This is a genomic window from Agromyces allii, from assembly GCF_009749385.1.
GTDB classification, from domain to species: Bacteria; Actinomycetota; Actinomycetes; order Actinomycetales; family Microbacteriaceae; genus Agromyces; species Agromyces allii.
In genome coordinates, this window is record NZ_WBIN01000013.1 from 142,137 (window position 1) to 167,024 (window position 24,888).

The 24,888-nt window shown below is 70.5% G+C and carries 17 protein-coding genes; 4 read left to right on the plus strand and 13 right to left on the minus strand.

Features of this window, described 5'->3' with window-relative positions; genetic code table 11:
* Positions 1-47: 47 nt before the first annotated feature.
* Together GQR16_RS16745 and GQR16_RS16750 are read right to left on the minus strand one after the other, a co-directional pair.
* Positions 48-5,105: a family 43 glycosylhydrolase gene (locus GQR16_RS16745; protein WP_157416297.1), complete on the minus strand. Its 5,058-nt coding sequence runs from the start codon at positions 5,103-5,105 to the stop codon at positions 48-50.
* A gap of 198 nt (positions 5,106-5,303) precedes the next feature.
* Complete coding sequence (locus GQR16_RS16750) at positions 5,304-7,709, minus strand: DEAD/DEAH box helicase (RefSeq protein ID WP_157416298.1); 2,406 nt, start codon at positions 7,707-7,709, stop codon at positions 5,304-5,306.
* A 332-nt stretch (positions 7,710-8,041) separates the two neighbouring features.
* On the opposite strand from GQR16_RS16750, the gene GQR16_RS16755 reads away from it, so the two are divergent.
* Positions 8,042-9,076 carry an alpha/beta hydrolase gene (locus tag GQR16_RS16755; RefSeq protein ID WP_157416299.1) on the plus strand — a complete coding sequence of 345 codons (1,035 nt, stop codon included), beginning with the start codon at positions 8,042-8,044 and terminating at the stop codon, positions 9,074-9,076.
* 14 nt (positions 9,077-9,090) lie between these two features.
* Positions 9,091-10,098 carry a YihY/virulence factor BrkB family protein gene (locus GQR16_RS16760; protein ID WP_157416300.1) on the plus strand — a complete coding sequence of 336 codons (1,008 nt, stop codon included), beginning with the start codon at positions 9,091-9,093 and terminating at the stop codon, positions 10,096-10,098.
* Positions 10,099-10,108: 10 nt separating this feature from the next.
* On the opposite strand, the gene GQR16_RS16765 is transcribed toward GQR16_RS16760, so the two are convergent.
* The 8 genes from GQR16_RS16765 to GQR16_RS16800 form a co-directional block, all read right to left on the minus strand.
* Positions 10,109-11,236 (minus strand): ROK family protein, encoded by a 1,128-nt coding sequence (locus GQR16_RS16765; protein ID WP_170298546.1) that lies wholly within the window; start codon positions 11,234-11,236, stop codon positions 10,109-10,111.
* Between the two features lie 65 nt (positions 11,237-11,301).
* Positions 11,302-12,984 carry a beta-N-acetylhexosaminidase gene (locus tag GQR16_RS16770; RefSeq protein ID WP_157416302.1) on the minus strand — a complete coding sequence of 561 codons (1,683 nt, stop codon included), beginning with the start codon at positions 12,982-12,984 and terminating at the stop codon, positions 11,302-11,304.
* A gap of 4 nt (positions 12,985-12,988) precedes the next feature.
* Complete coding sequence (locus GQR16_RS16775) at positions 12,989-13,888, minus strand: carbohydrate ABC transporter permease (RefSeq protein WP_211373561.1); 900 nt, start codon at positions 13,886-13,888, stop codon at positions 12,989-12,991.
* Complete coding sequence (locus tag GQR16_RS16780; RefSeq protein WP_157416303.1) at positions 13,885-14,865, minus strand: carbohydrate ABC transporter permease; 981 nt, start codon at positions 14,863-14,865, stop codon at positions 13,885-13,887. Before GQR16_RS16780 ends, GQR16_RS16775 begins: the two co-directional genes overlap by 4 nt.
* Positions 14,866-14,909: 44 nt before the next feature.
* A complete protein-coding gene (locus tag GQR16_RS16785; protein ID WP_157416304.1) occupies positions 14,910-16,235 on the minus strand; it encodes an extracellular solute-binding protein in 1,326 nt (441 codons plus the stop codon).
* Between the two features lie 331 nt (positions 16,236-16,566).
* Positions 16,567-17,172, minus strand: coding sequence for a hypothetical protein (locus tag GQR16_RS16790; protein WP_246200899.1), 606 nt, complete (start codon positions 17,170-17,172; stop codon positions 16,567-16,569).
* Positions 17,173-17,182: 10 nt separating this feature from the next.
* Positions 17,183-17,605 (minus strand): DUF4383 domain-containing protein, encoded by a 423-nt coding sequence (locus GQR16_RS16795; protein ID WP_157416305.1) that lies wholly within the window; start codon positions 17,603-17,605, stop codon positions 17,183-17,185.
* A 114-nt stretch (positions 17,606-17,719) separates the two neighbouring features.
* Positions 17,720-18,382 carry a fasciclin domain-containing protein gene (locus tag GQR16_RS16800; RefSeq protein WP_157416306.1) on the minus strand — a complete coding sequence of 221 codons (663 nt, stop codon included), beginning with the start codon at positions 18,380-18,382 and terminating at the stop codon, positions 17,720-17,722.
* A 205-nt stretch (positions 18,383-18,587) separates the two neighbouring features.
* Between GQR16_RS16800 and GQR16_RS16805 the strand changes: the two genes are divergently transcribed.
* Positions 18,588-19,469: a hypothetical protein gene (locus GQR16_RS16805; RefSeq protein ID WP_157416307.1), complete on the plus strand. Its 882-nt coding sequence runs from the start codon at positions 18,588-18,590 to the stop codon at positions 19,467-19,469.
* Positions 19,470-19,568: 99 nt separating this feature from the next.
* Complete coding sequence (locus GQR16_RS16810; RefSeq protein WP_157416308.1) at positions 19,569-19,838, plus strand: hypothetical protein; 270 nt, start codon at positions 19,569-19,571, stop codon at positions 19,836-19,838.
* Between the two features lie 24 nt (positions 19,839-19,862).
* Here GQR16_RS16810 and GQR16_RS16815 read toward each other — a convergent pair whose 3' ends face one another.
* From GQR16_RS16815 to GQR16_RS16825, 3 genes are all read right to left on the minus strand, one after another.
* Positions 19,863-22,328, minus strand: coding sequence for a phosphoketolase family protein (locus GQR16_RS16815; protein ID WP_157416309.1), 2,466 nt, complete (start codon positions 22,326-22,328; stop codon positions 19,863-19,865).
* Between the two features lie 131 nt (positions 22,329-22,459).
* Complete coding sequence (locus GQR16_RS16820) at positions 22,460-24,031, minus strand: transporter (RefSeq protein ID WP_157416310.1); 1,572 nt, start codon at positions 24,029-24,031, stop codon at positions 22,460-22,462.
* Positions 24,013-24,795 (minus strand): ABC transporter ATP-binding protein, encoded by a 783-nt coding sequence (locus GQR16_RS16825; protein WP_246200900.1) that lies wholly within the window; start codon positions 24,793-24,795, stop codon positions 24,013-24,015. Before GQR16_RS16825 ends, GQR16_RS16820 begins: the two co-directional genes overlap by 19 nt.
* Positions 24,796-24,888 lie beyond the last annotated feature (93 nt).

Below are 24,888 nucleotides of genomic sequence, written 5' to 3' on the forward strand. Positions count from 1 at the left end.
CGTGTCGTGTCGTGTCGTGTCGGTTCGGGCGGGTTCCGGGTCGGCGTTCACTCGCACGAGGCGCCGCTGTACGCGGCATCAACCGTGCGTGTCACCGTCTTCCCGTCGACGACGGCCTCGACCGTCACCGTGACGGCGCCGGCCGACAGGCTCGCCTGCCGGGTCGTGAAGGCCGCGGAGGCGTTCTTGCCCGGAGCGACTGCGGCGAACGTCTTCTGGCCGTAGGCCGACGAGAACGTCACCGCGACGGGAACCTCCGCCGCGTTGGCCAGCGTCGCGGTCACGACGACCTTCTTCGCAACGCACCTCGTGCTCGCGGTCGCCGTCACGTCGAGCTCGGGCTCCGGCTCGGGAGCCGTGTCCGACGTGATGACGAGCCAGCTCAGCTGCACGTCGGGTCCGCGCGTCGGGCTCAGCGAGAGGTCGACGCGCCCGTCCTCGCCGACGACCACGCCGGCGTAGGCCGCGGTCTGGTTCGTCGCGTCGAAGTCGTGATCGGCTTCGACGACGACGCCGTTCACGGTGACCTTCGCACCACGGTCGTTCCACTGCGCCCACGGGTCGGAGTATCCGGCGTACACGGTGTACGTGCCCGGTTCGAGCCCGTCGAAGCGGTAGGCGAGGTCCGCTCCCTCGGTCGCATAGCGCAGCGTGCCGAACATCGTGTCACTCTGCGTCGACACCGCGTTCTGGTCGCCCAGGTAGCCCCAGGCGGTGCTCGTGCCCGCGTCGACCCCGTACTTCTGGTCGGGGCGGCTGTTCAGCAGCGGCGCCTGCTCGGCGGCGGTGTCGACGAGCGTCTGCCAGTCGGGGGTCCGCTGTCCGCCCGCGTTCACGGCGTAGCGCACGTTCTCGGGGACGACCGTGATGGTGCGGGTGAACGTGCGCCCCCCGAAGTCGGGCAGGGTGCCCGTCGCGGTGACCGTGCCCGGCAGGTCGAACGAGCCGTCGAACGCCCATGTGACGGCCTGCGTCGTGGTCTCGCCGTTCGCCGTGACCGTGACGGTGGCCGTGTCGAGCGGCTCGCCGAGCTTGACGCTCGACGGCACGCCGGAGACCTTCCACTCGGACCAGCCGTCGAGCTGGTCGAGGGTCCACTCGTCGTACACCTCGACCGAGAGCGTGTCGCCGCCCTCGCCCAGGCTGATCGGCAGCCACACGAGCGGTGCGTTCGCGAGCGCGGTGTCGGAACCCCCGTTCCAACGATCGCCCATGTAGATGTACTTGCCGTGCTCGCGGTCGACGGGGATCACCGAGGTCGGCTGCGTGTTCCACGAGTTCGACTGCGCCCACCACGGGAACGGGTCGCCGATCTCGGTCCAGTCGCCCATGATGTCGGTCGCGCTCGCGTACCGCGTGGGGTTCGGCGACCAGCCGCTCGTGCCGGAGGTCAGCAGGAAGTAGCGGTCGTCGTGCTTGAAGATCGCCGGAGCCTCGCGGGACTTGCCGACGAAGATGCGGTTGAAGTCGACTCCTTCGACCGCCTCGTCGGCGGGCGTCGCGAGATCGGTGTACTCGTCGTCGAGCTTCGAGATGAACATCGTCGCGTTGTCTTCACTCGAGTACAGGATGTAGCCGGTGCCGTCGTCGTCGACGAAGAGGTTCATGTCGCGAGCCATGCCCGGTGTTCCCCAGCCGTCGGGCGAGGAGTTCAGGTAGTAGCTGTCGATGTACCGGAACGGTCCGAACGGCGAGTCGGCGATCGCGACGCCGGCCTTGGCCTTCGCGTACTGCGCCGTCGACGTCTCCGACGGGCCGTCCATGTGCGCCCACATGACCCACTTGCCCGTGGCCTCGTTGTGGATCACCTTCGGCCGCTCGATGATGGGCGGCGTCACCCCGGCCACGGGCACCGTGCCCAGGTCGCGGTACACGGCGTCCTTCTGCGCCTGGGTGTAGTCGCCGTAGAGCTCCTCGTAGTACGGCTCGTCGAACTGGTCCTTCGAGGCGAGCGCCCGCAGCGCGAGGCCCCGGTCGGTCCAGTTGTAGAGGTCGTACGAGCTGTACACGTGCACGCCCGGCGCCGAGTGGTAGCCGTTGGTGCGGTCCTCGCCGTAGAGGTAGTAGATCGTCTCGCCGTCCTCATCGGTCGACGGGACGACCTGACCGCCGTGCGCCTGGATGATCTTGCCGCTCGTGTCGCGCCACTCCTGGCCCGGGCGGAAGCTCGTGTAGGCGGGGATCGCCTCGAGCAGCTCCTCGAACGCCGCCTTGAGGCGCAAGTAGGCGGCTTCGATGGCCTCGTCGTCGACGGATGCCGCGTCGACGAGGTCCTGCGCTGCTGCGCGTGCCGCGACCAGCTCCTCCAGGCTCGAATCGGTGTAGTCGACCCCCTCGGATGCCTCGGACTGCGCGAGCTGCTCGACGAGCACCTCGGTGGTCCACTCGGTCGGAGCCTTGACGATCACGTAGTTGACCGCGGGATCGAGATAGGCGTTGGTGCGCCCGGTGGGGCTCTTCACCGAGACGTCCAGTCGCCCGTCGCTCACGGTCACCGGGAAGGTGCGCTCGAGCAGCGCCTCGCCGGGCGTCACGCTCGCGAGCACCTGCCCCTCAGCGCGGAGTTCGACCGTGCGAGCCGCCCAGCCGGAGGGCAGGTCGAACCCGAAGGTGACCTCGTAGTCGCCCTCGGGCAGGTCGAAGCCGTAGCCGACCTCGCGGTTCGCGAGCGTCGCACCGGTGGGCTCCTGATCGACGAGGAGCGTGTCGGTGCGAGCCGTCGAGGTGCTCGAGTTGCCTCGAACGGGATTCGACGTGCCGCTCGCGACGTAGCCCCAGCTCGCCCCGGTCGCCGCCTCGGCGCCGAACGGCTGGTCGGAGCGGGTCTGGTAGAGGCCCATGCGGTCGGTCGTGGCCACGGCGTCGGTCGTCACGGCGCCGCTGTTCGCGAAGTACAGGGTGAAGTCGCGCGCCACGAGCTCGGCCAGCGTCGCCTCGGGGAAGTCGCCGTCGGCCTCGGTCTCGGGGAGGTCGAGCGTGAAGGTCTGGTTCGCCCCGCCGTTCGACTGCCAGAGTCCGACGGTCGCGCCGGCCGAAGTCGACTGGCCGGACACGTCGAGCACGCGCTCACGTGCGGCGTTCAACAGCGTGAAGCGCGTGCCGTCGGTCGAGCTCGCGAGCCATTGCGCCGAGGCATCCGTCGCCGCGTCCTCGTCGCTGATGGTGCGCAGCACGGTGCTGTTGCCGTTCGTCGCGAGCGCCCGCCCGTCGGCGAGGCGGAGCACGAAGCGGTCTCGCGCGGTTCCGTCGCCCTCGGAGAGGCGGGTCGCCGTCCACACCTGCGCGGCGGCGTCGTCGGTCGAGCCGCCGAGCACGGTCGCGGGCGATCCTGCGGTGGCGGTGACGGGCTTGCCGCTCTGCGTGCCGATGAGGCGGAAGTCCTCGCCGTCGCGCAGTGCGGGTGCGTCGGCGGCGACACCGCTCGCGCCGTCCACGACGAAGGTGGTGACGGACTTGGCGGGCACGGTGAGCACGGCCGACTTCGTGGCCGCGTCGATCGCGACCGGCGCACCGGCGACGAGCGCGTTCGCCGATGGCTGGTCGCCGGGCGACTGGGTCGTGACGATCGGCGTCACGGTCGCGCCTGCGCCGATCTCGGCGAATCGCGAGAGGTCGACGCGAACGGTCTTCGCGGTGGCGGCGGTGTTGGTGTGCACGAGCACCGCACCGGTGCCGTCGGCCTTCACCGCGGAGGTCGTGTTCGTGTCGTTCGTCGGCACGACGCGGTCGCCGGGCTCGATGTAGTGGGTGAAGTTGCGCAGCGTGTCGTACTTCGTGTTCGTCGCGACGCGGCACGACGGGTCGGCGTCGCCGTCGGCGAGGCGCCGCACCGAGTCGCCGTCGGCGTTGCAGTCGAAGTCGATGAAGACGGAGCCCCAGTTGAGCTTCTCGGTCTTCTCCATGTTGTAGAGATCTTCGACCGGCTGCCAGAGCACCCAGGCCGACGGGTCGAGCTCGCGCAGGTCGCCGGTGATGTGCTGGGCGATGCCGAGCCCGTTCTCGATGGAGGCGGGGTTCCAGGAGTTGCCGCCCCAGTTGCCCTCGACCTCGCTCATCCAGAGCGGCTTGTCGGCGGACTTCGCGATGTCGCGGACGCGCAGGCGGTCGCCGGTGCCGTAGGTGTGCACGTTGAGCTGGTCGACGGCCTGCTTGGCCGCGGGCGTCCAGCCGTCCCAGTCGGTGACGAACCGGCCGGGGTTGGTCTCGTCGGGTCCGGAGATGCCGGCAGCGGTGGTCGTGTCGGCCTCGTCGAGCTCGGCGGCGAGTGCGGTGAGCACCTCGGCCTGGCGGGCCGGTCCGACGTGGGCGCCCTCCTGGCGCCCGCCGGTGGGCTTGCCCGAGCCGTTGAGCGTCGTGCCCCAGTAGTTCGTGTTCGGCTCGTTGAGCGGGTCGATGGTGTCGAACGAGATGCCGTAGGCGTCCTCGACGTGCTCGACGACCGTCTTCATGTAGGTGGCGAACTTGCCGATCGCGGCGGGCTTGATCTGCTCGGCGTTCGCGTCGAATCCGCCGGAGACGTAGCCGCTCTCGGTCATGAAGTAGGGCGGCGAGTTGCTGAAGGCCTCCCACTTCGTGACGCGGTCCTTGATCTCGTCGACCCAGGCCAGCTGCGCCGCATCGACGTCGAAGTCGTAGTCGGATGCCTCGTCGCCGGTCCATGCGGCGAGGTAGCGGTCCCGGTCGGCGTACGACGAGGTGATCGCGCCGGCGCCGTCGGTCAGGGGCGCGTCGGGATTCCACCACCCGGGAACGGCGCCGCCGGCGCGCAGGTAGTCGTCGACGTCGGTCGCGTTGCCGCCGCCCACGTTGTAGCGGGCGATGTTCAGGCGCAGGCCGTCTTCGCCGAAGAGCTGGTCGATGAGCTCCGTGCGGAGCTCTTCGGGGTAGGCGCCCGTCGCGTTGGCCATCCAGACGAGGCTGGTGCCCCAGCCTTCGAAGGCCGGACCGGTGACGGCGGGGTTGGGTGTGAGGATCGCGTCGGGTTCCGCGGCGGACGCGGCCTCCGAGACGAATTGGAATGAGCCGGCCACGACGGCTGCGGCGGCGAGGCCGGCAGCGGCGCGGCGCGCGATGGCATGGCGCGGACGTTCGTTCGAAGAGGACACCGTTGTCTGTTCCAATCAGAAGGGATGTTGACGTCAACATCCTGAATGTTGACGTCAACATATCGACTTCCGATCCGGGCTGTCAAGGAATCCCGGGCGGCCGCGCCGTGCAACCGCTCTCACGTTCGCAACCCCCGAACGCGGAACGGGCCCGCGTCATGACGACGCGGGCCCGTTCGTTCTCGGGTGACGGATGTCTCAGACGGCCGTGGGCTCGTCGGACTCGGCGGCTTCGGGCGTGCCGGCCTCGTCCGCGGCGTCGGCCGCGGCATCCGTGTTCTCGTCCTCGACCTCGATCTCGATGACGTCGACGGTCTCGTCGGCCTCCTCGAGCACGTCGGGGGTGTCGGCCGTGTCGGGCTCGACCTGCGCCTGCGCGGGGGCGTGGTCCTCGGGGAACGCCTCCTCGCCGAACGCGAGGAACTCGAACGGCGCGTCGATCTCGGCGCGGTCGAGCAGGTCGGTCATGCGGCGCTGGCGGTTGCGCGGGATCAGGGTGACCACGCGACCCTCCTTGCCCGCGCGGCCGGTGCGGCCGGCGCGGTGCAGGTACGTCTTGTACTCGTCGGGCGCGTCGGCCTGGATCACGAGGTCGATGTCGTCGACGTGGATGCCGCGTGCCGCGACATCCGTCGCCACGAGCACGTCGACGCGGCCCGAGGTGAGCTGCTGCAGGTTGCGCGTGCGGCGCGACTGGTTGAGGTCGCCGTGCAGGGCGACGGCACGGATGCCGTAGTCCGACAGGTGATCGGTGAGGTCCTCGGCGAAGGCGCGCGTGCGGCTGAAGACGAGGGTCTTGCCCTTGCGGTTCGCGAGCTGGGCGACGATGTCGCGCTTCTCGCGGTTCTCGATCACGAACACGCGGTGCTCGATCGTCGAGGAGGCCTGGTCTTCGCCGGCGACCTCGTGCACGGCCGGGTCGACGAGGAACTCGTCGACGAGCGTCGCGACGCCCTGGTCGAGCGTGGCCGAGAAGAGGAGCTTCTGGCTGCCCTTCGCGGTGCGGCGGAGGATGCGCTGCACGGGCTCGAGGAACCCGAGGTCGCACATGTGGTCGGCCTCGTCGAGCACCGTGACGGCGATCTCGCTGAGGTCGAGGCGACCCTGCTCGATGAGGTCCTCGATGCGGCCGGGCGTGCCGATCACGATGTCGACGCCGCGCTGGAGCGCACCGACCTGGCGGCCCTGGGGCACACCGCCGTAGATCTGGGTGGTGAAGAGGCCGACGCTCTGCGCGATCGGCTGCACGGTGCGGTCGATCTGCAGCGCGAGCTCACGGGTCGGGGCCAGGATCAGGGCGCGCGGACGGCGGCCCATCTGGCGCTTGCCGCCCGACTTGCCGGACTCGGCCCAGAGCTTCATGAGGCGCTCGACGGTGGGGGCACCGAAGGCGATGGTCTTGCCCGAGCCGGTCTTGCCGCGGCCGAGCACGTCGCGACCCTCGAGCACGACGGGGATCGTCGCGGCCTGGATCGGGAACGGCGAGGCGGCGCCGAGGTCGGCGAGCGCGCGCACGACGTTCTGGCCGAGGCCGAGGTCGCCGAAGGTCACGCCGTCGACGTCGCCGGCCTGGATGGCCTCGGCCTCGAGGCGCTCGAGCACGACGTCGTCGTTCGGGGTGAAGCGGCTGCCCGCGTCCTTCGCCGGGTAGAAGCTCGACGGACGACGCTCGGAGTCCTGGAACCCGGCGCGGTCGAACGAGCGAGCCGGACGGTCGTTGCGGTCGAAGTCGCGACGGGGGGCACGGTCATCGCGGTCGAACGAACGCGCGGGGCGGTCGTTGCGGTCGAACGAACGAGGAGCGCGGTCATCGCGGGCCGGACGGTCGTTGCGATCGAACGAGCGCGCGGGGCGGTCGTTGCGGTCGAAGTCGCGACGGGGGGCACGGTCGTCACGGTCGAACGAACGCGCCGGGCGGTCGTTGCGGTCGAACGAACGAGGCGCACGGTCATCGCGGGCCGGACGGTCGTTGCGATCGAACGAGCGGGCGGGCCGGTCGTTGCGGTCGTTCCGGTCGAACGAACGCGCGGGACGGTCGTTGCGGTCGAACGACCGAGGGGCGCGATCGTCACGAGCCGGGCGGTCGTTGCGATCGAACGACCGAGGCGCACGGTCGTCACGGTCGAACGAACGCGCGGGGCGGTCGTTGCGGTCGAACGAACGGGGGGCGCGGTCGTCACGAGCGGGACGGTCGTTGCGGTCGAACGAACGAGGGGCGCGGTCATCGCGAGCCGGACGGTCGTTGCGGTCGAACGAACGCGCAGGGCGGTCGTTGCGGTCGAACGAACGGGGAGCGCGGTCGTCGCGGTCGTAGCGACGCGCGCCACGGTCGTCTTCGCGGGGGGCGCGACCGGCGCCGGCGTCGCGACCGTCACGGTCGGCGCGGTGGGGGGTGCGGCCGGTGGAGACGCGCTCGTCGCGCGACCAGCGGTCCTTGACGCGGGGGGCGTCGGCCTCTTCGGGGCGGTAGCCGCGGTGGCCGGCGCTGCGCGATCCGGGCTTGGTGCCGCCGGCGCGTGCCGGACGACCCTTGCCGCCGCTCGCGTACGAGGGATCGAAGTTCTTGGCCGGGCGTCCGCCGGCGGGCTTCTTGTTCTTGGGCATGGATGTGCTTCCTGGGTTACTTCAAGTACATGGCAGCACCGCTGAAGGCGCGCGCTGAGAACCCGGAACATCGTCGACCGGGGCCGTTCACATACGGTGACTATTCGCGACCTGATGACGCGAAACCGGCCCTTTGGACTCACAAACCCATCCGCACGACATGTGCGGTGTCCAGAACCGACGTCATCAGGCTACCGGATGCCGCTGAGAAACCGCCGTGCACCGACCCCTGCGCCGTGTCCGCCCCGGGCGAGCGGCGACATCCGCGCCGCCCGATTCCGCTGAACCGCTCGGGCGGGTTACCATCACTGCACCCCTGACCGGAGCCCGCCGTGACCTCGACCCGAACCGCAGGCGGCCCTCGCCAGCGCGCACGACGCATCCTGGTGGCCGCCGCAGCCGCCCTCGTGGCGGTCGTCGGCGTGGCCGCGCTCTCGGGGTTCCACCGCGAACTGCGCGAGATCGACCCTCGAGGGGCGGATGCCGCGAGCGAGCTCTCGAGCACGATCGCCCAGGTCGGCATCCGCACGTTCACGGCCCCCTCCGGCATCCGCATCGACCAGGACCTCGAGTACGGCGTGCAGGACGACGGCACGGTGCTGACGCTCGACGTCTGCCGCCCGTCGGCGGCGACCGCCGCCTTCGCCGCCGACGACGAGGGCCTGCTGCCGGCGGTCGTCTCGATCCACGGCGGCAGCTGGGCGCGCGGCGACAAGGCGAATGCCGACTGGCGCAACGTGTGCGCGTGGCTCGCGAGCGAGGGGTTCGTCGCGGCATCCGTCAACTACCGACTCGTACCGGAGGTGCGCTTCCCGGCGGCGATCGACGATGTCGCGCTCGCGGTGGAGTGGTTGCGCGACCCCGAGCAGCTCGAGCGCTTCGGCATCGACCCGACGCGCATCGGCGCGTTCGGCGGGTCGGCGGGCGGCAACCTGGCGGCACTGCTCGGCACCCGCGGCGAGGGCGATCTCGACACCGGGTCCCGGGTCGCGGCGGTCGCCGAGATCTCGGGCCCGGTCGGGCTGACGGCGGCCGAGCTCACGACCGACGCCGCGTCGCCGTGGCTGCGCGGCATCGTCGCGGAGTACCTCGGCTGCGAGCCCGGGTCCGGCGACGACGCGTGCCCTCAGGCGGCGGATGCCTCGCCCGCGACGTTCATCGACTCGAGCGACCCGCCGTTCTTCGTGGGCCACGCCGACACCGAGGTGATCCCGCTGGGCCAGTCGCGGCGGTTCGCGTCCAGCCTCGAGGCGGCCGGCGTGCCCGTCGACCTCGCGATCAGCTCGGGGTCGGAGCACTCGATCGGTATCCTCGACGAGACCATGCGCGCACGCGTCGCGGCGTTCCTGCACGAGCAACTCGACTGATCGCCGAAGGCCAGATGACCCACGAGGACTCCCCCATCCGCATCTCGGGTCACGAGTGGCGCCTCATCGCCGTGCGCACCTGGCACGAGTTCCGCATCACGCAGTCGTACGACGTCGCGGCCGCGCTCACCTACTATGCGGTGCTGACCGTGTTCCCGGCGGCCCTCGCGGCGCTCGCGATCCTCGGCGTGTTCGGCACCGCCGAGGAGGTCACCCGGGCCGTGCTCGGCGTCATCGCCGACCTCGGGGGCGACTCCATCGCGACGGCACTGACCGAGCCGGTCGAGCAGCTCTTGAACGCGTCGCACCAGTGGTTCGCGATCATCGTCGGCTCGGCGGGCGCCCTGTGGTCGGTCTCCGGGTACCTCGGCGTGTTCGGCCGAGGCATGAACCGCATCCTGCACGTCGAGGAGGGCCGACCGTTCTGGGAGTCGCGCCCGCTCATGGTGCTCACCGCCGCCGGGGTGCTCCTGCTCGTCGCGGTGCTCGCCGTGATCCTGCTGTTGAGCGGCCCGGTCGCGGATGCCGCGGCACGCACGCTCGGCTTCGACGAGGGCGTCGTCTTCTGGTGGGACCTCGTGAAGATCCCCGTGGCCGTCGCCCTCATGGCCGCCACGATCGCCGTGCTCTACTGGGCGACGCCGAACGTGCGCCGGCGCAACTTCCGCTGGATGAGCATCGGCGCGGCTGGGGCGGTGCTCACGTGGGGCGTCGCGACCTGGCTGTTCGGCTGGTACGCCGTGGGGCTCGGCACCTACGAGCGCAACTACGGCGTGCTCGGCAGCGCCGTGGCGTTCCTGCTCTGGGTCTGGCTGTCGAACCTCGCGATCGTGCTCGGCGCGGTGCTCGACACCGAGGTCGAGCGCGTACGCCAGCTGCACACGGGCGTGCCCGCGGAGGAGAAGCTGCAGCTGCCCCTGCGCGACGACCGGATGATCCGCAAGAACCGGCAGCAGCGCGCCGCCGACGTGCGCGCGGCCGCCGAGCTCAAGCCCCCGCACAACGTCGAGGACTTCGTCTAGACCGCGCTCGTCAGATCGCCTTCGGCAGTTCGAGCACCGACGCCCGCAGGTGGTCGAGCGACCGGGCGACGGCGCCGAGCGCCACGGCCCGGGTGTCGAGCGAGGACCGCTCGACACGGGGCGTCGACAGCGCGAGCGAGGTGAGCGCGCGACGCAGCGGCACGAGGAACGCGTCTCCGGCGAGTGCGGCCTCGCCCGAGACCACGACGACCTCGGGGTCGACCGTGAGCGCGAGCGCGGCGACGCCCTCGGCGAGGTCCCTCGCGAAGACCGCCACGGCGCCGACCGCCTCGGGGTCGCCGCCTGCGGCGCGCTCGAAGATCTCCTCGATCGGGATGCGCGGCTCGAACGAGTCGTTCAGCCGGATGGGCGCGGAGGCCCAGTCGACCGAGTCGAGGCCGCCGATCTCGCCCGCGGCGCCGTTCGCGCCCCGCGTGAGTCGGCCGTTCACGATGACGCCCGCGCCGATCTGCCGGCCCGCGAGCAGGAAGATCGCGTGGTCGACGCCCGCGAGGCGCCCCCACTCGGCCTCGGCGAGCGTCGCCAGCTTCACGTCGTTGTCGAAGTACGTCGCCTCCGACGGGAACGAGCTCGTGATGAGCGAGGGGATGTCGGCGCGGAGCCAGCCGGGCACGACCACCGAGTAGGCGATGACGCCGTCGGGTCCGACGACGGCGGGCACGCCGACGGTCGTCGCGAGCAGCGGACGCTCGGGGACCGCTGCGATCGCCCGATCGACGACCGTGCTGATCACGGCCCACGCCGTCGCCGCGTCGCCGTGGTCGTCGTAGTGCTGCTCCTCGGAGTGCAGCACGGTGCCGTTGAGGTCGGCGATGAGGCAGGTGACCGCGTGCGGCCCGACGTCGACGCCCATGAGCAGCCCGGCGTCGGCGTTGAACCGGTAGCGACGCGCGCGCCGCCCCACGCGGTTCGGCGATGCCTCGGGTTCGAGGTCGTCGATCCACCCCATGCCCGCGAGCTCGGCGAGCGCGGCCTCGACGGTCGGTCGGGTGAGGCGCACGGCGCCCGCGAGCTCGGCGACCGTCTGAGGCTGCGCCTGGCCGTGCAGGGCGCCGAGCACCTGGCGCGCGTTCATGCTGCGCAGGTCGGCACCGCCGCTGCCGGGTGTGCGGCTCATGCGCATGCTCCTCTCGGCCCGCACCTCGGGCGGAGCGGATTCCCCCATCTTCGCGTGTGCAGCGCTCACGCGCCCGCAAGTCCGGCGACGAGCGCCGCGACGTGTCGGTCGCGCTCCTCCCGGGTCTCCGGCCGGCCGGGGATCCCGGGTCGACGCTGCCAGGGCAGCGGGCCGGCGGCGCGACGGTACTCCACGCCGAGTGCATCGAGCCGTTCGAGGTGTCCGTCGAGGCGGCCGAGGAAGTCCGCCTCGTTGCCGCCTGGGCCCGACCACAGCACCTCGGCGACCGCGCACAGCCGTGGGAACGCGAAGAAGTCGACGGTGCGCGAGGAGTCCATGTACTCCGTCCAGAGGTTCGCCTGGCCTCCGATCACGTGCTGGGCGGCCCGGTCGTCGAGTCCGACCGGCACGGGGTCGAATCGGTAGGCGTCGAGCACGGTGATGGGCACCGACACGGGAATCGGCTCGTCCGCGGCATCCGACTGCCGGTAGTCGAGGTAGACCACGTCATCGGGACACGCCACCACGTCGTATCCCCGCCGCGCGGCGATCGCGGCGGCCGCCGCCCCTCGCCACGACGCGATCACGGCGTCACCGACGAGCTCGCCCTCGAGCAGTTCCTCCCACCCGAAGACGCGGCGGCCGCGCTCGGCCAGGCGCGCCGCCATGCGGCCGATGAACCAGGCCTGCACGGATGCCTCGTCGGCGAGTCCGAGCTCCCGCATGCGCTGCTGCACGCGAGGGCTCTCGCGCCACTGGTCGCGCGGGCATTCGTCGCCGCCGACGCCGATGTACGGGCCGGGGAAGACGTCCATGACCTCGTCGAAGACGTCGAGGAAGAACTGCACCGTCGACTCCTCGGCGTTCAGGACGTTCTCGTCGATGCCCCATCGCGGCCACACGTCGAGCGGGCCGGGCTCGACGTCGCGCACGCCGAGGTCGGGGTACGCGGCGAGCGCGGCCTGCACATGCCCCGGGGACTCGATCTCGGGCACGATCGTCACGAAGCGCTCTGCGGCATAGGCGACGATCTCGCGCAGGTCGTCCTGCGTGTAGAAGCCGCCGTGCGGGCGCCCGTCGCCGGCGCCGTCGGGGTGGGCGCCGATCTGGCTCTCGTGCCGCCACGCGCCGACCTCGGTCAGGAGCGGATACCGGTGGATCTGCATGCGCCAGCCCTGGTCGTCGGTCAGGTGCAGGTGCAGGCGGTTGAGCTTGTGCATCGCCATGAGGTCGATGAAGCGCAGTACATCGCGCTTGGGCATGAAGTGCCGCACGACGTCGAGCATCGTGCCGCGCCAGCCGAACCGGGGCTCGTCGGCGAGCTCGACCGCGGCGACCTCCCACGAGGCGTGCTCGACGCGCGCGCGACGGTGGATCGCGGGCGGCAGCAGCTGCAGCAGCGTCGTCGCACCGCGGAAGACGCCGGCGGGTCCGCCGCCCGTCACCTCGATGCCGCTCCCGTCGACCCGCAGCCGGTACGCCTCCTCGCCGAGGTCGGCGTCGAGCGCGAGGCGGATGCCGCCGGAGGCGGAGGCATCCGTCGCCGTTCGAGGATCGGTCTCGACCACCGCCATCGGGAGCCCCGTCGCCGGGCGAACCTCGGCGGCCAGCCATTCGGCGACGCCGAGGAGCGCGCTCGGGGCCGCGATCGTCGTCGACCGGTCGAGCCGGAAGGCGTCGGCGTCGTCGAGGCGTGCGCCCGGCGTCGTCGAGACCTGCCGAGGGCGGGGGAGGAGTGCGCGGGTCATGCGGTCAGCCCTTCACGGCGCCGGCCGACATGCCCGCGACGAGGTTGCGTTGGATGAAGAGGAAGAAGACGATCACGGGCAACGAGAACAGCACCGACCCGGCCATCTGACCGCCGAAGTCCGTACCGGCCGTCGGGGTCGTGAACGAGGCGAGCCAGACCGGCAGCGTGTACATCGCCTGGTCCTTCATGAACGTGTAGGCGACGAGGTAGTCGTTCCAGGCGGCGATGAACGCGAAGATGCTCGTCGCGATGACGCCCGGCCCGACGAGCGGGAACCAGACGCTCACGAGGATGCGCCACGTGCCCGCCCCGTCCATGCGGGCGGCCTCCTCGATCTCGTCGGGGATGGCCACGAAGAAGCCGCGCATGACCCAGATCGAGAACGGCAGCACGGCTGCGACGTACGCGAGCATGAGGCCGAAGAAGGTGCCGAGCAGCCCGATCGAGTTGAACATCAGGAAGGTCGGGATGAGCAGCGCCGTGCCGGGCAGCATCTGCACGGCGAGGATCACGACGAGGATCGTGCGCCGCCCCGTGAACCGGAATCGCGAGAGCGCCGCCGCGGCGAAGAACCCGAGCACGATCGACATGAGCACGGTGCCCGCGACGACGACGAGGCTGTTGCGCAGGTCGACGAGGAACCCGGTCTGCGTGACCGCGACGACGAAGTTCTCGATCGACGGGTTGCGCGGCAGGAAGAGCGGCGTCGGTGTGAGGATCTCGGCGCGCGGCTTGAATGCCGTGTTCACCATCCAGTACACGGGGAAGATCCAGACCAGGCAGAAGACCCCGGCGACGAGGTTGCTGCCCCATCGGGGTCGCCTGCGGCGCCGGGTCGGGGTGCGGAGGCCGCGGGCGGCCGCAGGTGCGCCGGGTGCCACGGTCTCGGCGACCGCGCTCACAGCTCCTCCCCCGATCGCACGAGGTTGCGGATGTAGAGCGCGGTCAGCCCGAGCAGGATCAGCGTCGTGACGACCGAGACGGCCGCTCCCCCGCCGAGGTCGAATCCGACGAACGCCGTCTTGTAGGTGAAGATGCCGAGCGTCGTGGTGATGTCGTCGGGCCCGCCCTGCGAGATGAGCCAGATCTGGTTGAACACGTTGTAGTCCCAGATGATCGAGAGGATGGTGATGAGCAGCAGGGTCGGCCGCAGGAACACGAGCGTGATCGACCGGTAGATCGTCCACTCGCTCGCCCCGTCGAGGCGGGCCGCCTCGAAGTACTCGGGCGGCACCTGCACCTGGGCTGCGTAGAGCGTCAGCGCGATGAACGGCACGGCCTGCCAGACGATGAGCGCCCAGATGCTCGTGGCCGCGAGCACCGGATGCTGCGACCAGGCGATCTGGGTGAGGTCGCCGAAGACGCCCACCTGCGTGAGCAGCCAGTTGACGACGCCGTAGCCGGGCTGGAACAACCAGTTCCACACGAGCGACGAGGCGACGTTCGGCATGGCCCACGCGCAGATCAGCACGACCGTGACGACGTAGCGCATGACCGTGCCGAGGCGGGTCATGAGCTGCGCGACCCCCATGCCGATCGCCACGCTGCCGAGCACCATGGCGAGCGTGAACCCGATGGTGCGCACGAGCGACCACCAGAAGTCGGGGTCGGTGAAGATCGCGCCGTACTGCGCGACGCCGACGAACGAGAACTCGCCCGTGAACAGCGAGCGCTGGTCGTAGTCGGTGAACGAGATGAGCACGAGCAGCACGATGGGCGCCAGGGTCACGACGGCCATCACGAGGCCGGCCGGCGTGAGGAGCCACAGCGGGGCCTTCGTCCGCCGCCGACGGATGCCCTGCGGCGGGCGCCGCCGCGGTGAATCCCCCACCGCGGCGGCGCCCTGTTCGAGCATGATCGGTTCGGCGGTGACGGTCATGCCGCCGCCCCTGAGGTGCAACCCGTACTCATCCGCTCGCCCGCTCAGTCGTTCAGCACGTCGGCCAGGTGCGCGTCGAACTCGGTCGCGGCCTCCTCGGCCGTCTTCGAGCCCGAGGCGATCGCACCGAACAGCTCGGCGATCGACTTGTCGCCCTCGATGGTCGGCCAGTTCGCCGCGCCCGGCGTGGCCTTCGAGACGAGTGCCGCCTGGAAGAATCCGGCCTGCAGCGGCGAGAGGCCCGCGGCCTGCGCCGCCTCGATGCCCTCGACGCTGTTCGGGATCCACCCGTCGACGCCGTAGACGTAGTCCTCCTGGATCTCGGGCCCACCGGCGATCTTCGCCCACTGCAGCGCGAGGTCGCGGTTCTGCGTCTTCGCCGCGATGCCCCAGACGGAGCCGCCGAGCATGGCCGGCTGCTGGTCGCCCGAGAGGCCGGGCAGCGGGAACGTGCCGAGCATGTCGTCGGTGATCTCGGGGTTGGCCTTCTTGATGCCCGCGATGCCGCCGCCCGTGTTCAGGATCGCCGAGGTCTTGCCGTCGGCGAAGATCTGGTTCTGGTCGGGCGTGATGTTGTCGAGGGTCGCCGACGCACCGGTCGAGTAGGTGTTCTGGAACTCCGCGAAGTTCTCGAGTCCTTCGATGCCCTCGGGCGTCGAGAATCCGCCGGTCCAGGTGCCGTCGTCGGAGGTCGCGATCTCGGCGCCCGCGTCCCAGACGAACTGCATGCTCGACTGCCAGTACTGGCCCGGGAAGTAGAACGGCGAGAAGTCGGCCTCGGTGTGCGCGGCTGCGACCGCGTCGAGTGCGGCGGTGAGCTCCTCGTACGTGGTCGGGATCTCGGTCACGCCGGCGTCGGCCCACATCTTCGCGTTGTAGATGACCGCACGCGTTCCGGCGAAGCCGGGCACGGCGTAGAGCGAGCCGTCGATGCGGGCCGGCTCCTCGAGTCCGGTGAGCCAGGTCGCGCCCTGCATGAGGTCGTCTTCGTACGAGGTGAGATCGAGCAGGCCGCCGTTCGCGGCGTAGCCCGGAACCTGCGTGTTGCCGATGTCGATGACGTCGGGCGGGGTCGCGGTCGCGAGTGCGGTGCTGATCTTGGTGGTGATGCCGTCCCACTGCTGGATCTGCAGGTCGACCTCGGCACCGGTCTGCTCGGTGAACGCGTCGTTGATCGCCTCGAGCGTCGCGTCCTGGTAGTCGCCCTCCATGACCCAGACGGTCACGGTCTTGCCCGAGCCGTCGGTCGTGGGCACGGGCTGCGGGCCTGCGTCGGGGCCGGTCGCGCCGGCGTTGCCGGAGCAGGCGGTGAAGGTCAGCGCGGCGGCGAGGCCGAGGGCCCCTGCTGCCGCGAAACGGGTGGTTCGCATGTGATCTCCTCTGTGGGGGCGGCGGGAGGACCGACCGCGGGTGTACGGCAGGACGCCGTGGGGAAGAACAGTGGTGCGGCTCGCGGACCGGCCTCGACGCTGCATCGCATCGCGTTCGGTTCGGGAGTTGATTTAGTAAAGCGTTTTCGGAACTATCCGTCAAGAGGGAATTCGAACGCACGAAAACGCCCCTCGAACCCGAGCGAGCGGGTTCGAGGGGCGCTGTTTCACAATCAGTATTCGAAAAGGCGACGGCCCCGGGTTCGGGAGCCCGGGGTCGTCTGGGGTCCGCCCCCGCCGCGCGCGTCGCCGGCGCCCGACGGGGGCGGGGTCAGTGGTGGTGCCCCGAGTCGGGCACCGTGAGGGTCGCGCCGTGCTCGCCGTGCGGCACGGCCTCCTCGCCGGCACGGGTTCCGGCCAGCGCCGGGGTCGCGAGCGCCGCCACGAGCGCCGCGCCCGCCGCCACGCCCACCGCCGAGACGATGGGTCGGTTAGCCGACCGCACGTCGGCCGTCGTCGTGCGCGGCGCGCCCGCGGCATCCGCTCGCCCTGCCTCCGACGCAGTGGCGGATCGAACCGATCGCAGCGTCGCGGCCGCACCGAAGGCGACCACGAGCGCGAACAGGTCGGCGGCGAGCATCGGCAGGGTCGCGATGCCGACGACCGACGCGACGCCCGAGGCGAACAGCGCCCCGGACCCCCCGATCAGCACGAGTGCGACGGCGAGCGCCGCACGAGGGGCGGGCGCCCGACCGGTGCGCAGCGCCGCGACGGCCCAACCGAGGGCGGCGAGGCCGCTCCCGATCAGCGCCGCAGCGACTGCGATCCCCCAGGTCGGGGCGCCCATGGCACCGGCGCCCACCGCGATGAGCACGAGCCCCGCGCCGAGCGCGGAGAACACGGGCCAGCTTCGCGTGAGGTGCGCCAGTGCCGACACGGCAGGCTCCCTAGGCCGTCGCCGTGCGGTTCGAGACGTGCGAGGCGGCGCGTTCGGCTCCGAGGCCGACGCCCAGCAGCACGAGCGCGCTCGCGAGGTGCAGGAAGTGGTCGGCGGTGTTCAGCGCGAGGATGTTCGCGCCGGTGCCGACCAGGAAGAAGCCGACGATGCCGAGCAGCAGGTAGGCCGCGCCGACGACGATGTTGACCGTCTTCGCCGCGCGAAGGCCCGCGATCCCGGCGATCAGCAGGGCGCCGCCGATGAGCAGGTGGGCGACGTTGTGCAGCGGGTTGACGGCGAAGATGCCGAGCAGCAGTCCCCCCTCGGTGGCGATGAAGCCGACGCCGCCGGTGACGGCGAAGCCGAGCAGTCCGACGAGCACGTACACGGCGCCGAAGATGGTCGCGACGGCGCGATTGACAGAGCTGAACATGAGGTTCCTCCTCGAGTTGCGCGACGGATGCCGCGTGGGCGCCGCGGGTGCCGCGGCTCAGGTGGATCGATGCGGGGCGCCGGCCGGGTTCGGCTCGGCGCCCCGCGGTCGGTGCTACATCGTGGGCATCAGGACCGTGTCGATGAGGTACACGGTCGCGTTGGCGGTGTGCACGCCACCGCAGATGACCTTCGCGTCGTTGACCATCAGGTCATCGCCCGAGCCCGTCACCTCGACGGTTCCGCCCTGGACGGTCGTCTGCGTTCCGACGACCTCATCGGGCGAGAGCTGACCGGGCACCACGTGGTACGTGAGGATCGACGTCAGCGTCTCGGAGTCGGTCTTCAGCGACTCGATCGTGGCGGGGTCGATCTTCGCGAAGGCGTCGTCGACGGGTGCGAAGACGGTGAACTCGTCACCGTTCAGCGTGTCGACGAGGTTCACGTCGGGGTTCAGCTGCCCCGAGACCGCCGCGGTGAGCGTGGTCAGCATCGGGTTGTTGGATGCCGCGACGGCGACCGGGTCCTCGGACATGCCGGCGACCGAGCCTGCGCCGTCAGGCACGGCCTCGGCGTACGCGGCGCAACCGGGGCCGACGAGGTCGGCGGCGGGGTCCATGGCCTCTTCGGTGGGCGCCATCGACTCCTCGGATGTCGTGGGCTCGTCGGACTCCGACGAGCTGGTGCCGCCCGCGCTGCAGCCTGCCAGGCCGAGCATGGCGACGGCCGTGATCGAGAACACGGCGAGTGCGGTGCGAGTGCTGCGGATCGATCGCATGGATCTCCTCCTTCGTAGGGGCCGACCCTGATCGGGTCGACACGAGGGGTTCGGAGGAGGTGCAGGATCGGATTGGACGGATGTCGCATCTCGCCGCGCCGGCGAATGCGGGAGTACCATCGCGGGCATGAGGCGACAGCGCCTTGGAGCCGCGACGAGCGATCACCCGCACCCGGAGCCGGCAGGCACACGCAGGCGCAGAGTGGTGATCGCTGCGGTCGCTGCACTGGTCCTGGTCACCGCGGTGGGCGCGTACGCTGCGGTTCGCGCCGCCGACGGAGCGAAGGGTGACGCCGACGCCGCTCCGGAACTCACGACGGTCGCTGCCGGACCAGGCCTGAGGCACCCGACCGAGTTCCCGATCCTCTCCGCTGCGAGCGGCACGGTCGCCTGGCGGGCATACGGCGGCGGCGGCGACTGCCTCCTCGGGGCGACCGCCGTGGTCGAGCTCACCACGGACGGAGGATCCACGTGGTCCCGGGCACCTGAGGGCGACACGGCGATCCACGAAGTGCTCGCGCTCGCCTCGGAGAGCGCCACGACGGCGGCGATGATCGCCACGACCGGATCCGACTGCACGGTCCGCGCCCTCCGCACGACGACCGGTGGCACATCGTGGAGCGAGACACCGACCCCCGACGCGTTGCCGTACGTCGACCCGCAGGATCCCGGACGGCTGGTGTTCGCCGGCGCCGCAATCGCCGCGCCCTGTCCGGTCGCCCGACAGGTCGCAGCAGTTCACGACACGGTCCTCGTGCTCTGCGCCACCGGCGGCGCGTGGTACCGCGATTCCGCGGCGACTCCGGCGATATCCCGGGCCGAGTGGACCGCCCTCGAGGTCTCGCCTTCGCGCTCCGTCCTCGCGATCGGAGGTTCGCCGACCGGGTTCGGCCTCGCGCTCGCCGGCTACGGCTGCCCGTGGGTTCCCGGCGCTGCGACCGAACTCCCGTATGTCGAGGTCGGGAACAGCTGCGTGCACCCGATCCACGGGGTTCCCGCATCGCTCGCGCTCGCAGCAGCAGGACCGGACCTGTGGATCCAGAACGATGGCGTGACGTCGATCGTCCCGCGTTCGTCGCTCCACTGACCGACCTCGCGCTCGTGGCTCCCGGTCGACATCGCCGGTGCGGCGAGGCACGACCCGACGGTCGTTGTCCCTCGAGACGCGGCCACGAGATACTGAAGCATGTCTTCCTCAGTCGAACGTCGCTCCAATCCGACTGCCTGGGCCGCGTTCTGGTTCGCACTGGCCGGCCTGGTGCTCATGCCCATCCCGCTGTTCATCGGGCTCATCCTGGGCGGCGCCCTCTCGATCGTCGCGGCGGTCCTCGCCGTGATCGCCCTCTTGAAGGGGCTCGCGCGCAGCGGCAAGGGCATCGCGCCCGTCGTGTTCGCCGCGATCTTCATCGCGCTCACGTGGGGCGGCATCTCGGTCGGCGGCGGCACCATCTGGTAGGTCGGCCGCACGCCGGCGGCGGGGTCAGCGGTTGTCGTCGCCCGTGTCGGCGAGTCCGCTGCCTCCCTCCCCGGAGCCGTTCCAGCTCCAGCCGGTGACCTCGGGGTCGTCCTCGCCGTGTGCCCGGGTGTAGGCCCGGGCGCGCAGCCGGGCATCCTGCATCTCCTGTCGGAGCGGGCCCTCGCGTTCTGAGAGGCCTGGCACCCGATCGATGACGTCGATCACGAGCTGGAACCGATCGAGCTGGTTGAGCATCACCATGTCGAACGGCGTGGTCGTCGTGCCCTCCTCCTTGTAGCCGCGCACGTGGAGCTTGCCGTGGCCGTGCCGCTTGTAGGTCAGGCGATGGATCAGCCACGGATACCCGTGGTACGCGAACACGACCGGGCGATCTTCGGTGAAGATCGCGTCGTAGTCGCGGTCCGAGAGCCCGTGCGGGTGCTCGGTGTCGTTCTGCAGGCGCATGAGATCGACCACGTTGACGACCCGCACCGCGAGGGAGGGGATCCGGTCGCGCAGGATGCTCGCCGCGGCGAGCACCTCGAGCGTCGGCACGTCGCCGGCCGCGGCGAGCACGACATCCGGCTTCTCTCCGGGCTTCTCGGTGCCCGCCCAGTCGAGCAGGCCGATGCCGCGCGTGCAGTGCGCGATCGCCTCCTCCATCGTGAGCCAGTTGGGAGCCGGCTGCTTTCCGGCGACGACGACGTTCACGTAGTCGACCGTTCGGAGGCAGTGGTCGTAGGTCGACAGGAGCGTGTTCGCGTCGAACGGGAGGTACACCCGCACGACCTCGGCCTTCTTGTTCACGACGTGGTCGATGAACCCGGGGTCCTGATGCGAGAGGCCGTTGTGGTCCTGCCGCCAGACGTGCGAGCTCAGCAGGTAGTTGAGCGACGAGACGGGGCGACGCCACGGGATCTTCTTCGACGTGTTCAGCCATTTGGCGTGCTGGTTGAACATGGAGTCGACGATGTGGATGAAGGCCTCGTAGGAGTTGAGCAGGCCGTGCCTGCCGGTGAGGAGGTACCCCTCGAGCCAGCCCTCGCACTGGTGCTCGCTCAGCATCTCCATCACCCGGCCGGCCCGCGCAAGGTGGTTGTCGGCGGCATCGATGGGCCACAGCTCGGCGTTCCACTGCTTGTCGGTCACCTCGAACACGGCCTGCAGGCGATTCGACGCCGTCTCGTCGGGGCCGAAGATGCGGAAGTTCGTGGGGTTCGCCTCGATCACGTCGCGCAGCCAGGTGCCGAGCACCGCGGTCGCCTCGCTCACGGTCTCGCCCGGTGACGGGACGTCGACCGCGTACTCGCGGAAGTCGGGAAGCCGGAGCTCGGTGCGGAGCAGACCGCCGTTGGCCACGGGGTTCGCGCTCATGCGGAGCTTACCCGTCGGCGCCAACGCGGTCGCGAGGGACACCGGGGCGCCCGACTCGTCGAACAGCTCCTCCGGTCGATAGGACTGCAGCCAGGTCTCGAGCAGGCGCAGGTGCTCCTCGGTGTCGCGTGCACTGGAGAGCGGAACCTGGTGCGATCGCCAGTTGTCTTCAGCGGGATGCCCGTCGATCTCCTTCGGGCACGTCCATCCCTTCGGGGTTCGCAAAATGATCATCGGCCAGGCGGGTCGGCCCTCGAGCGCGCCGGCCGCGGCATCCGCCTTGATCTGCGCGATCTGGTCGAGCACGACGTCGAGGGTCGCTGCGAAGCGCTTGTGCACCTCGATCGGGTCCTCACCGTCGAAGCCGCCGGAGACGAGGTACGGGGTGTGGCCGTATCCCCGCATGAGGTCGAGCAGTTCGGACTCGGGGATGCGCGCGAGCACCGTCGGATTGGCGATCTTGTAGCCGTTGAGGTGCAGGATCGGCAGCACCACACCGTCCTGCAGCGGATCGATGAACTTGTTGGAGTGCCACGCGGTCGCCAACGGACCGGTCTCCGCCTCGCCGTCGCCGACGACCGTCGCAACCAGCAGGTCGGGGTTGTCGAACGCGGCACCGTACGCGTGCGAGAGCGAGTAGCCCAGTTCGCCGCCCTCGTGAATGGATCCGGGCGTCTCGGGAGCCGCGTGGCTCGGGATTCCACCAGGGAACGAGAACTGTCGGAACAGCGCCCGCAAGCCGTCGGTCGACTGATCGATGCCCCCGTAGAGCTCGCTGTAGGTTCCGTCGAGATAGGCGTTGGCGACCATGCCGGGACCGCCGTGGCCCGGGCCGGCGATGTAGATCGTGTTGAGGCTGCGCTCCTGGATCGCCCGGTTCAGGTGGGCGTAGACGAAGTTCAGTCCGGGCGTCGTGCCCCAGTGGCCGAGCAGACGCGGCTTGATGTCGTCGCGGGTGAGCGGTCGACGCAGCAGCGGATTGTCGAGCAGGTAGATCTGACCGATCGAGAGGTAGTTCGCCGCCCGCCACCACGCGTTCAACTGCTGCAGCGTGTCGTCGGTCAACGGTTCGCCCGTGCCCGTGGTCCAGCTCTGCGTTGCCTCGTTCGTTGCCATGAAACCGCCCCCGTTTCGCGCCGACGTGCTGCCCATCCCAGCGTTGCAGACACGATCGGAGTGCACAACGAACGGCGGCATCCGACATCCGTCGTTCAACCGCCGGATCCGTCGGAACGCGGTCTCGGGCGCTACTTCAGCCGTTGCAGCGCCGCGAGCAGCTCGGGGCCTCGCCGGTCGTAGATGTCGCCACCGACTCGGATGCCGATCACGAGCAGCACCGCACCGAGCAGGATGCCGAGGGCGAGCGAGATCCAGCCGTAGACGATCTGGCCGCTCACGAAGCTGACGATCGCGAACACGAGTTCGGGCAGCACGAGCACGGCGAGGATGCCCCACGTCGCGAACAACGACAGCGTCAGGCTGAAGCCCCCACCGGGCTTCGACTTGAACGGGCTCTCGCCGGGTGCTGGCACGGCGAAGACGAACCGCCCCGAGACGAGCGAGGACAGCCCGAATCCGCTGAGGAGCACGCCGACGGTGATGCCGAGCAGGCCGGGCAGCGCCGTCCACGCCCCGGTCAGCCACACGGTTGCGAGCACCGTCAGCAGCGATAGCGGCACGGCGAAGACCGCGAGCGCGAGCACGCGGCCGATCCGGTCGTCGCGACCGCTCACGCCTCGCTGCAGGTGCAGCGCGAACGCGGTGTTGTCGTACGAGACGTCCGCGTAGATCGACAGGGCGAGCAGGAAGGCGATGATCGGTCCGACGGAGTTCAGCGGCGTGAGGTCGCCGTTCGAGCCGGCGTAGACCAGCACGAACACGGGCACGAGCGGCAACGTGATCAGCGACTGCGCATACCGGGGGTCGCGGATCCAGTACGTGAGCGCCCTGGCCGCGACAGCGCCTGCCGGGGTCCCGGGGAAGACGCCGAAGAAGCCGAGCCCGCGCTTCGCGGCCTTGGCCGGCATCGACCGTGCCGGCGTCTCCAACGCCTTGGCGAGGCCCCATCGCCAGGCGAGCGCGAACACGACCAGCGTCGCGACGCCGATCAGGAACTCCAGGCCGGCGCGCCCGAACTGCCCGGCGGCGACGTCGGCGGGGACCGCCCAGATCGCGCCGAACGGCGTCCACGCGACGATCGAGGCGATCTGCGGGAGCGAGTCGAAATCATCGCTCAACAGCCGCTGGAGGCCGAGGATGATCGGCCCGAGCAGGATCAGCGGAATGAAGACCACGAGGCCCTTCGCCTCGCGGAACCGCCGGCCCTCGCCGATGACCGAGACGAGCGCGACGAGCATCCGCGATCCGATGACGCAGGTGAGCACGCCGATCACGGCGCACACGACGGCGGCGAGCGCGGCGAGCGGATACCGCCACCAGGTGAGCGTCGTGGCGAGCGCGGCGACCGAGGTCACGATGCCGGGGACCCCGAGCACGCCGCTCACGGCGAGCCCGACGAGCAGCTTGGGAATCGGGATCGGGAACGCCACGAGTCGTGCGGGTTCGACGGTCTGGTCGATGCCCGAGGTCAGCACGGGAAGGAACGTCCAGCCGAGCACGAGCGCGGCACCGGCGAGCACGACCGCTGTTCGAGCCACGTCGATCGGCGCGAACCCGAGCCCGACGAGCCCGGCGACGACGCCGATCAGGATGCCGAGACCGTAGAGCCCGCCGATCACGACCGCGACCATCTGCCATGGGCTGCGCTGCAGCGCGTTCCAGAGCAGCAGGAAGCGGAGCCTTACGAGAGTCGCAACCATTCGGGGCCTCCTCCCGCTCGGCGTCCGCCCACGAGTTCGACGAACCGGTCTTCGAGCGTCGACCCGGCGCGCACCTCGTCGGTCGTGCCCGACGCGAGCACCCGGCCCTCGGCGATGACGGCGACGTGGTCGCACATGCGCTGCACGAGGTCCATCGCGTGACTCGAGACGATGACGGTGCCGCCGGAGCCGACGAACCCGTCGAGGATGTCGCGGATGTTCGCCGCCGACACGGGGTCGACCGATTCGAACGGCTCGTCGAGCACGAGCAGGCGCGGCGCGTGCACCAGCGCGCATGCGAGCGCGATCTTCTTCGTCATGCCGGCCGAGTAGTCGACGACGAGCGTGCCTCCGGCGCTCTCGAGGTCGAGCAGCTGCAGCAGGTCGGCGGCGCGCTCGGCGACCACCTCGCGCGGTAGGCCGCCGAGCAGCCCGGCATAGGTCACGAGTTGGATGCCGGAGAGACGGTCGAAGAGCCGAACACCGTCGCTGAGGATTCCGACGAGCTTCTTCGTCTCGATCAGGTCGTGCCAGACGTCGACGCCGTGGAGGCGGATCTCGCCGGCATCCGGTCGCAGCAGGCCGGTGGCCATCGAGAGCGTCGTCGTCTTGCCGGCGCCGTTCGGCCCGACCAGGCCGAAGAACGACCCGCTCGGCACGTCGAGGTCGAGGCCCGCGACGGCGACCTTGTCGCCGAACTGCTTGACCAGCCCTCGGATCTCGAGGGCGGGCGCGGCCCCCGTGGGTCGAGCATCGTCCATCATGCGGATCTCCGATCGGTTCGTTTGGAGCGAACCCGATCCACACTACGAACACCCCCGCTTGGAAAGATCCCCCTTGCGGCGGATTCACGTCCC

Bases quoted from the DNA above. Each gene is read 5' to 3' on its own strand.
- GQR16_RS16750 (WP_157416298.1), bottom strand. From the start codon at position 7,709: ATGCCCAAGAACAAGAAGCCCGCCGGCGGACGCCCGGCCAAGAACTTC.
- GQR16_RS16760 (WP_157416300.1), top strand. From the start codon at position 9,091: ATGACCCACGAGGACTCCCCCATCCGCATCTCGGGTCACGAGTGGCGC.
- GQR16_RS16765 (WP_170298546.1), bottom strand. From the start codon at position 11,236: ATGAGCCGCACACCCGGCAGCGGCGGTGCCGACCTGCGCAGCATGAAC.
- GQR16_RS16770 (WP_157416302.1), bottom strand. From the start codon at position 12,984: ATGACCCGCGCACTCCTCCCCCGCCCTCGGCAGGTCTCGACGACGCCG.
- GQR16_RS16780 (WP_157416303.1), bottom strand. From the start codon at position 14,865: ATGACCGTCACCGCCGAACCGATCATGCTCGAACAGGGCGCCGCCGCG.
- GQR16_RS16785 (WP_157416304.1), bottom strand. From the start codon at position 16,235: ATGCGAACCACCCGTTTCGCGGCAGCAGGGGCCCTCGGCCTCGCCGCC.
- GQR16_RS16795 (WP_157416305.1), bottom strand. From the start codon at position 17,605: ATGTTCAGCTCTGTCAATCGCGCCGTCGCGACCATCTTCGGCGCCGTG.
- GQR16_RS16800 (WP_157416306.1), bottom strand. From the start codon at position 18,382: ATGCGATCGATCCGCAGCACTCGCACCGCACTCGCCGTGTTCTCGATC.
- GQR16_RS16810 (WP_157416308.1), top strand. From the start codon at position 19,569: ATGTCTTCCTCAGTCGAACGTCGCTCCAATCCGACTGCCTGGGCCGCG.
- GQR16_RS16815 (WP_157416309.1), bottom strand. From the start codon at position 22,328: ATGGCAACGAACGAGGCAACGCAGAGCTGGACCACGGGCACGGGCGAA.
- GQR16_RS16820 (WP_157416310.1), bottom strand. From the start codon at position 24,031: ATGGTTGCGACTCTCGTAAGGCTCCGCTTCCTGCTGCTCTGGAACGCG.
- GQR16_RS16825 (WP_246200900.1), bottom strand. From the start codon at position 24,795: ATGATGGACGATGCTCGACCCACGGGGGCCGCGCCCGCCCTCGAGATC.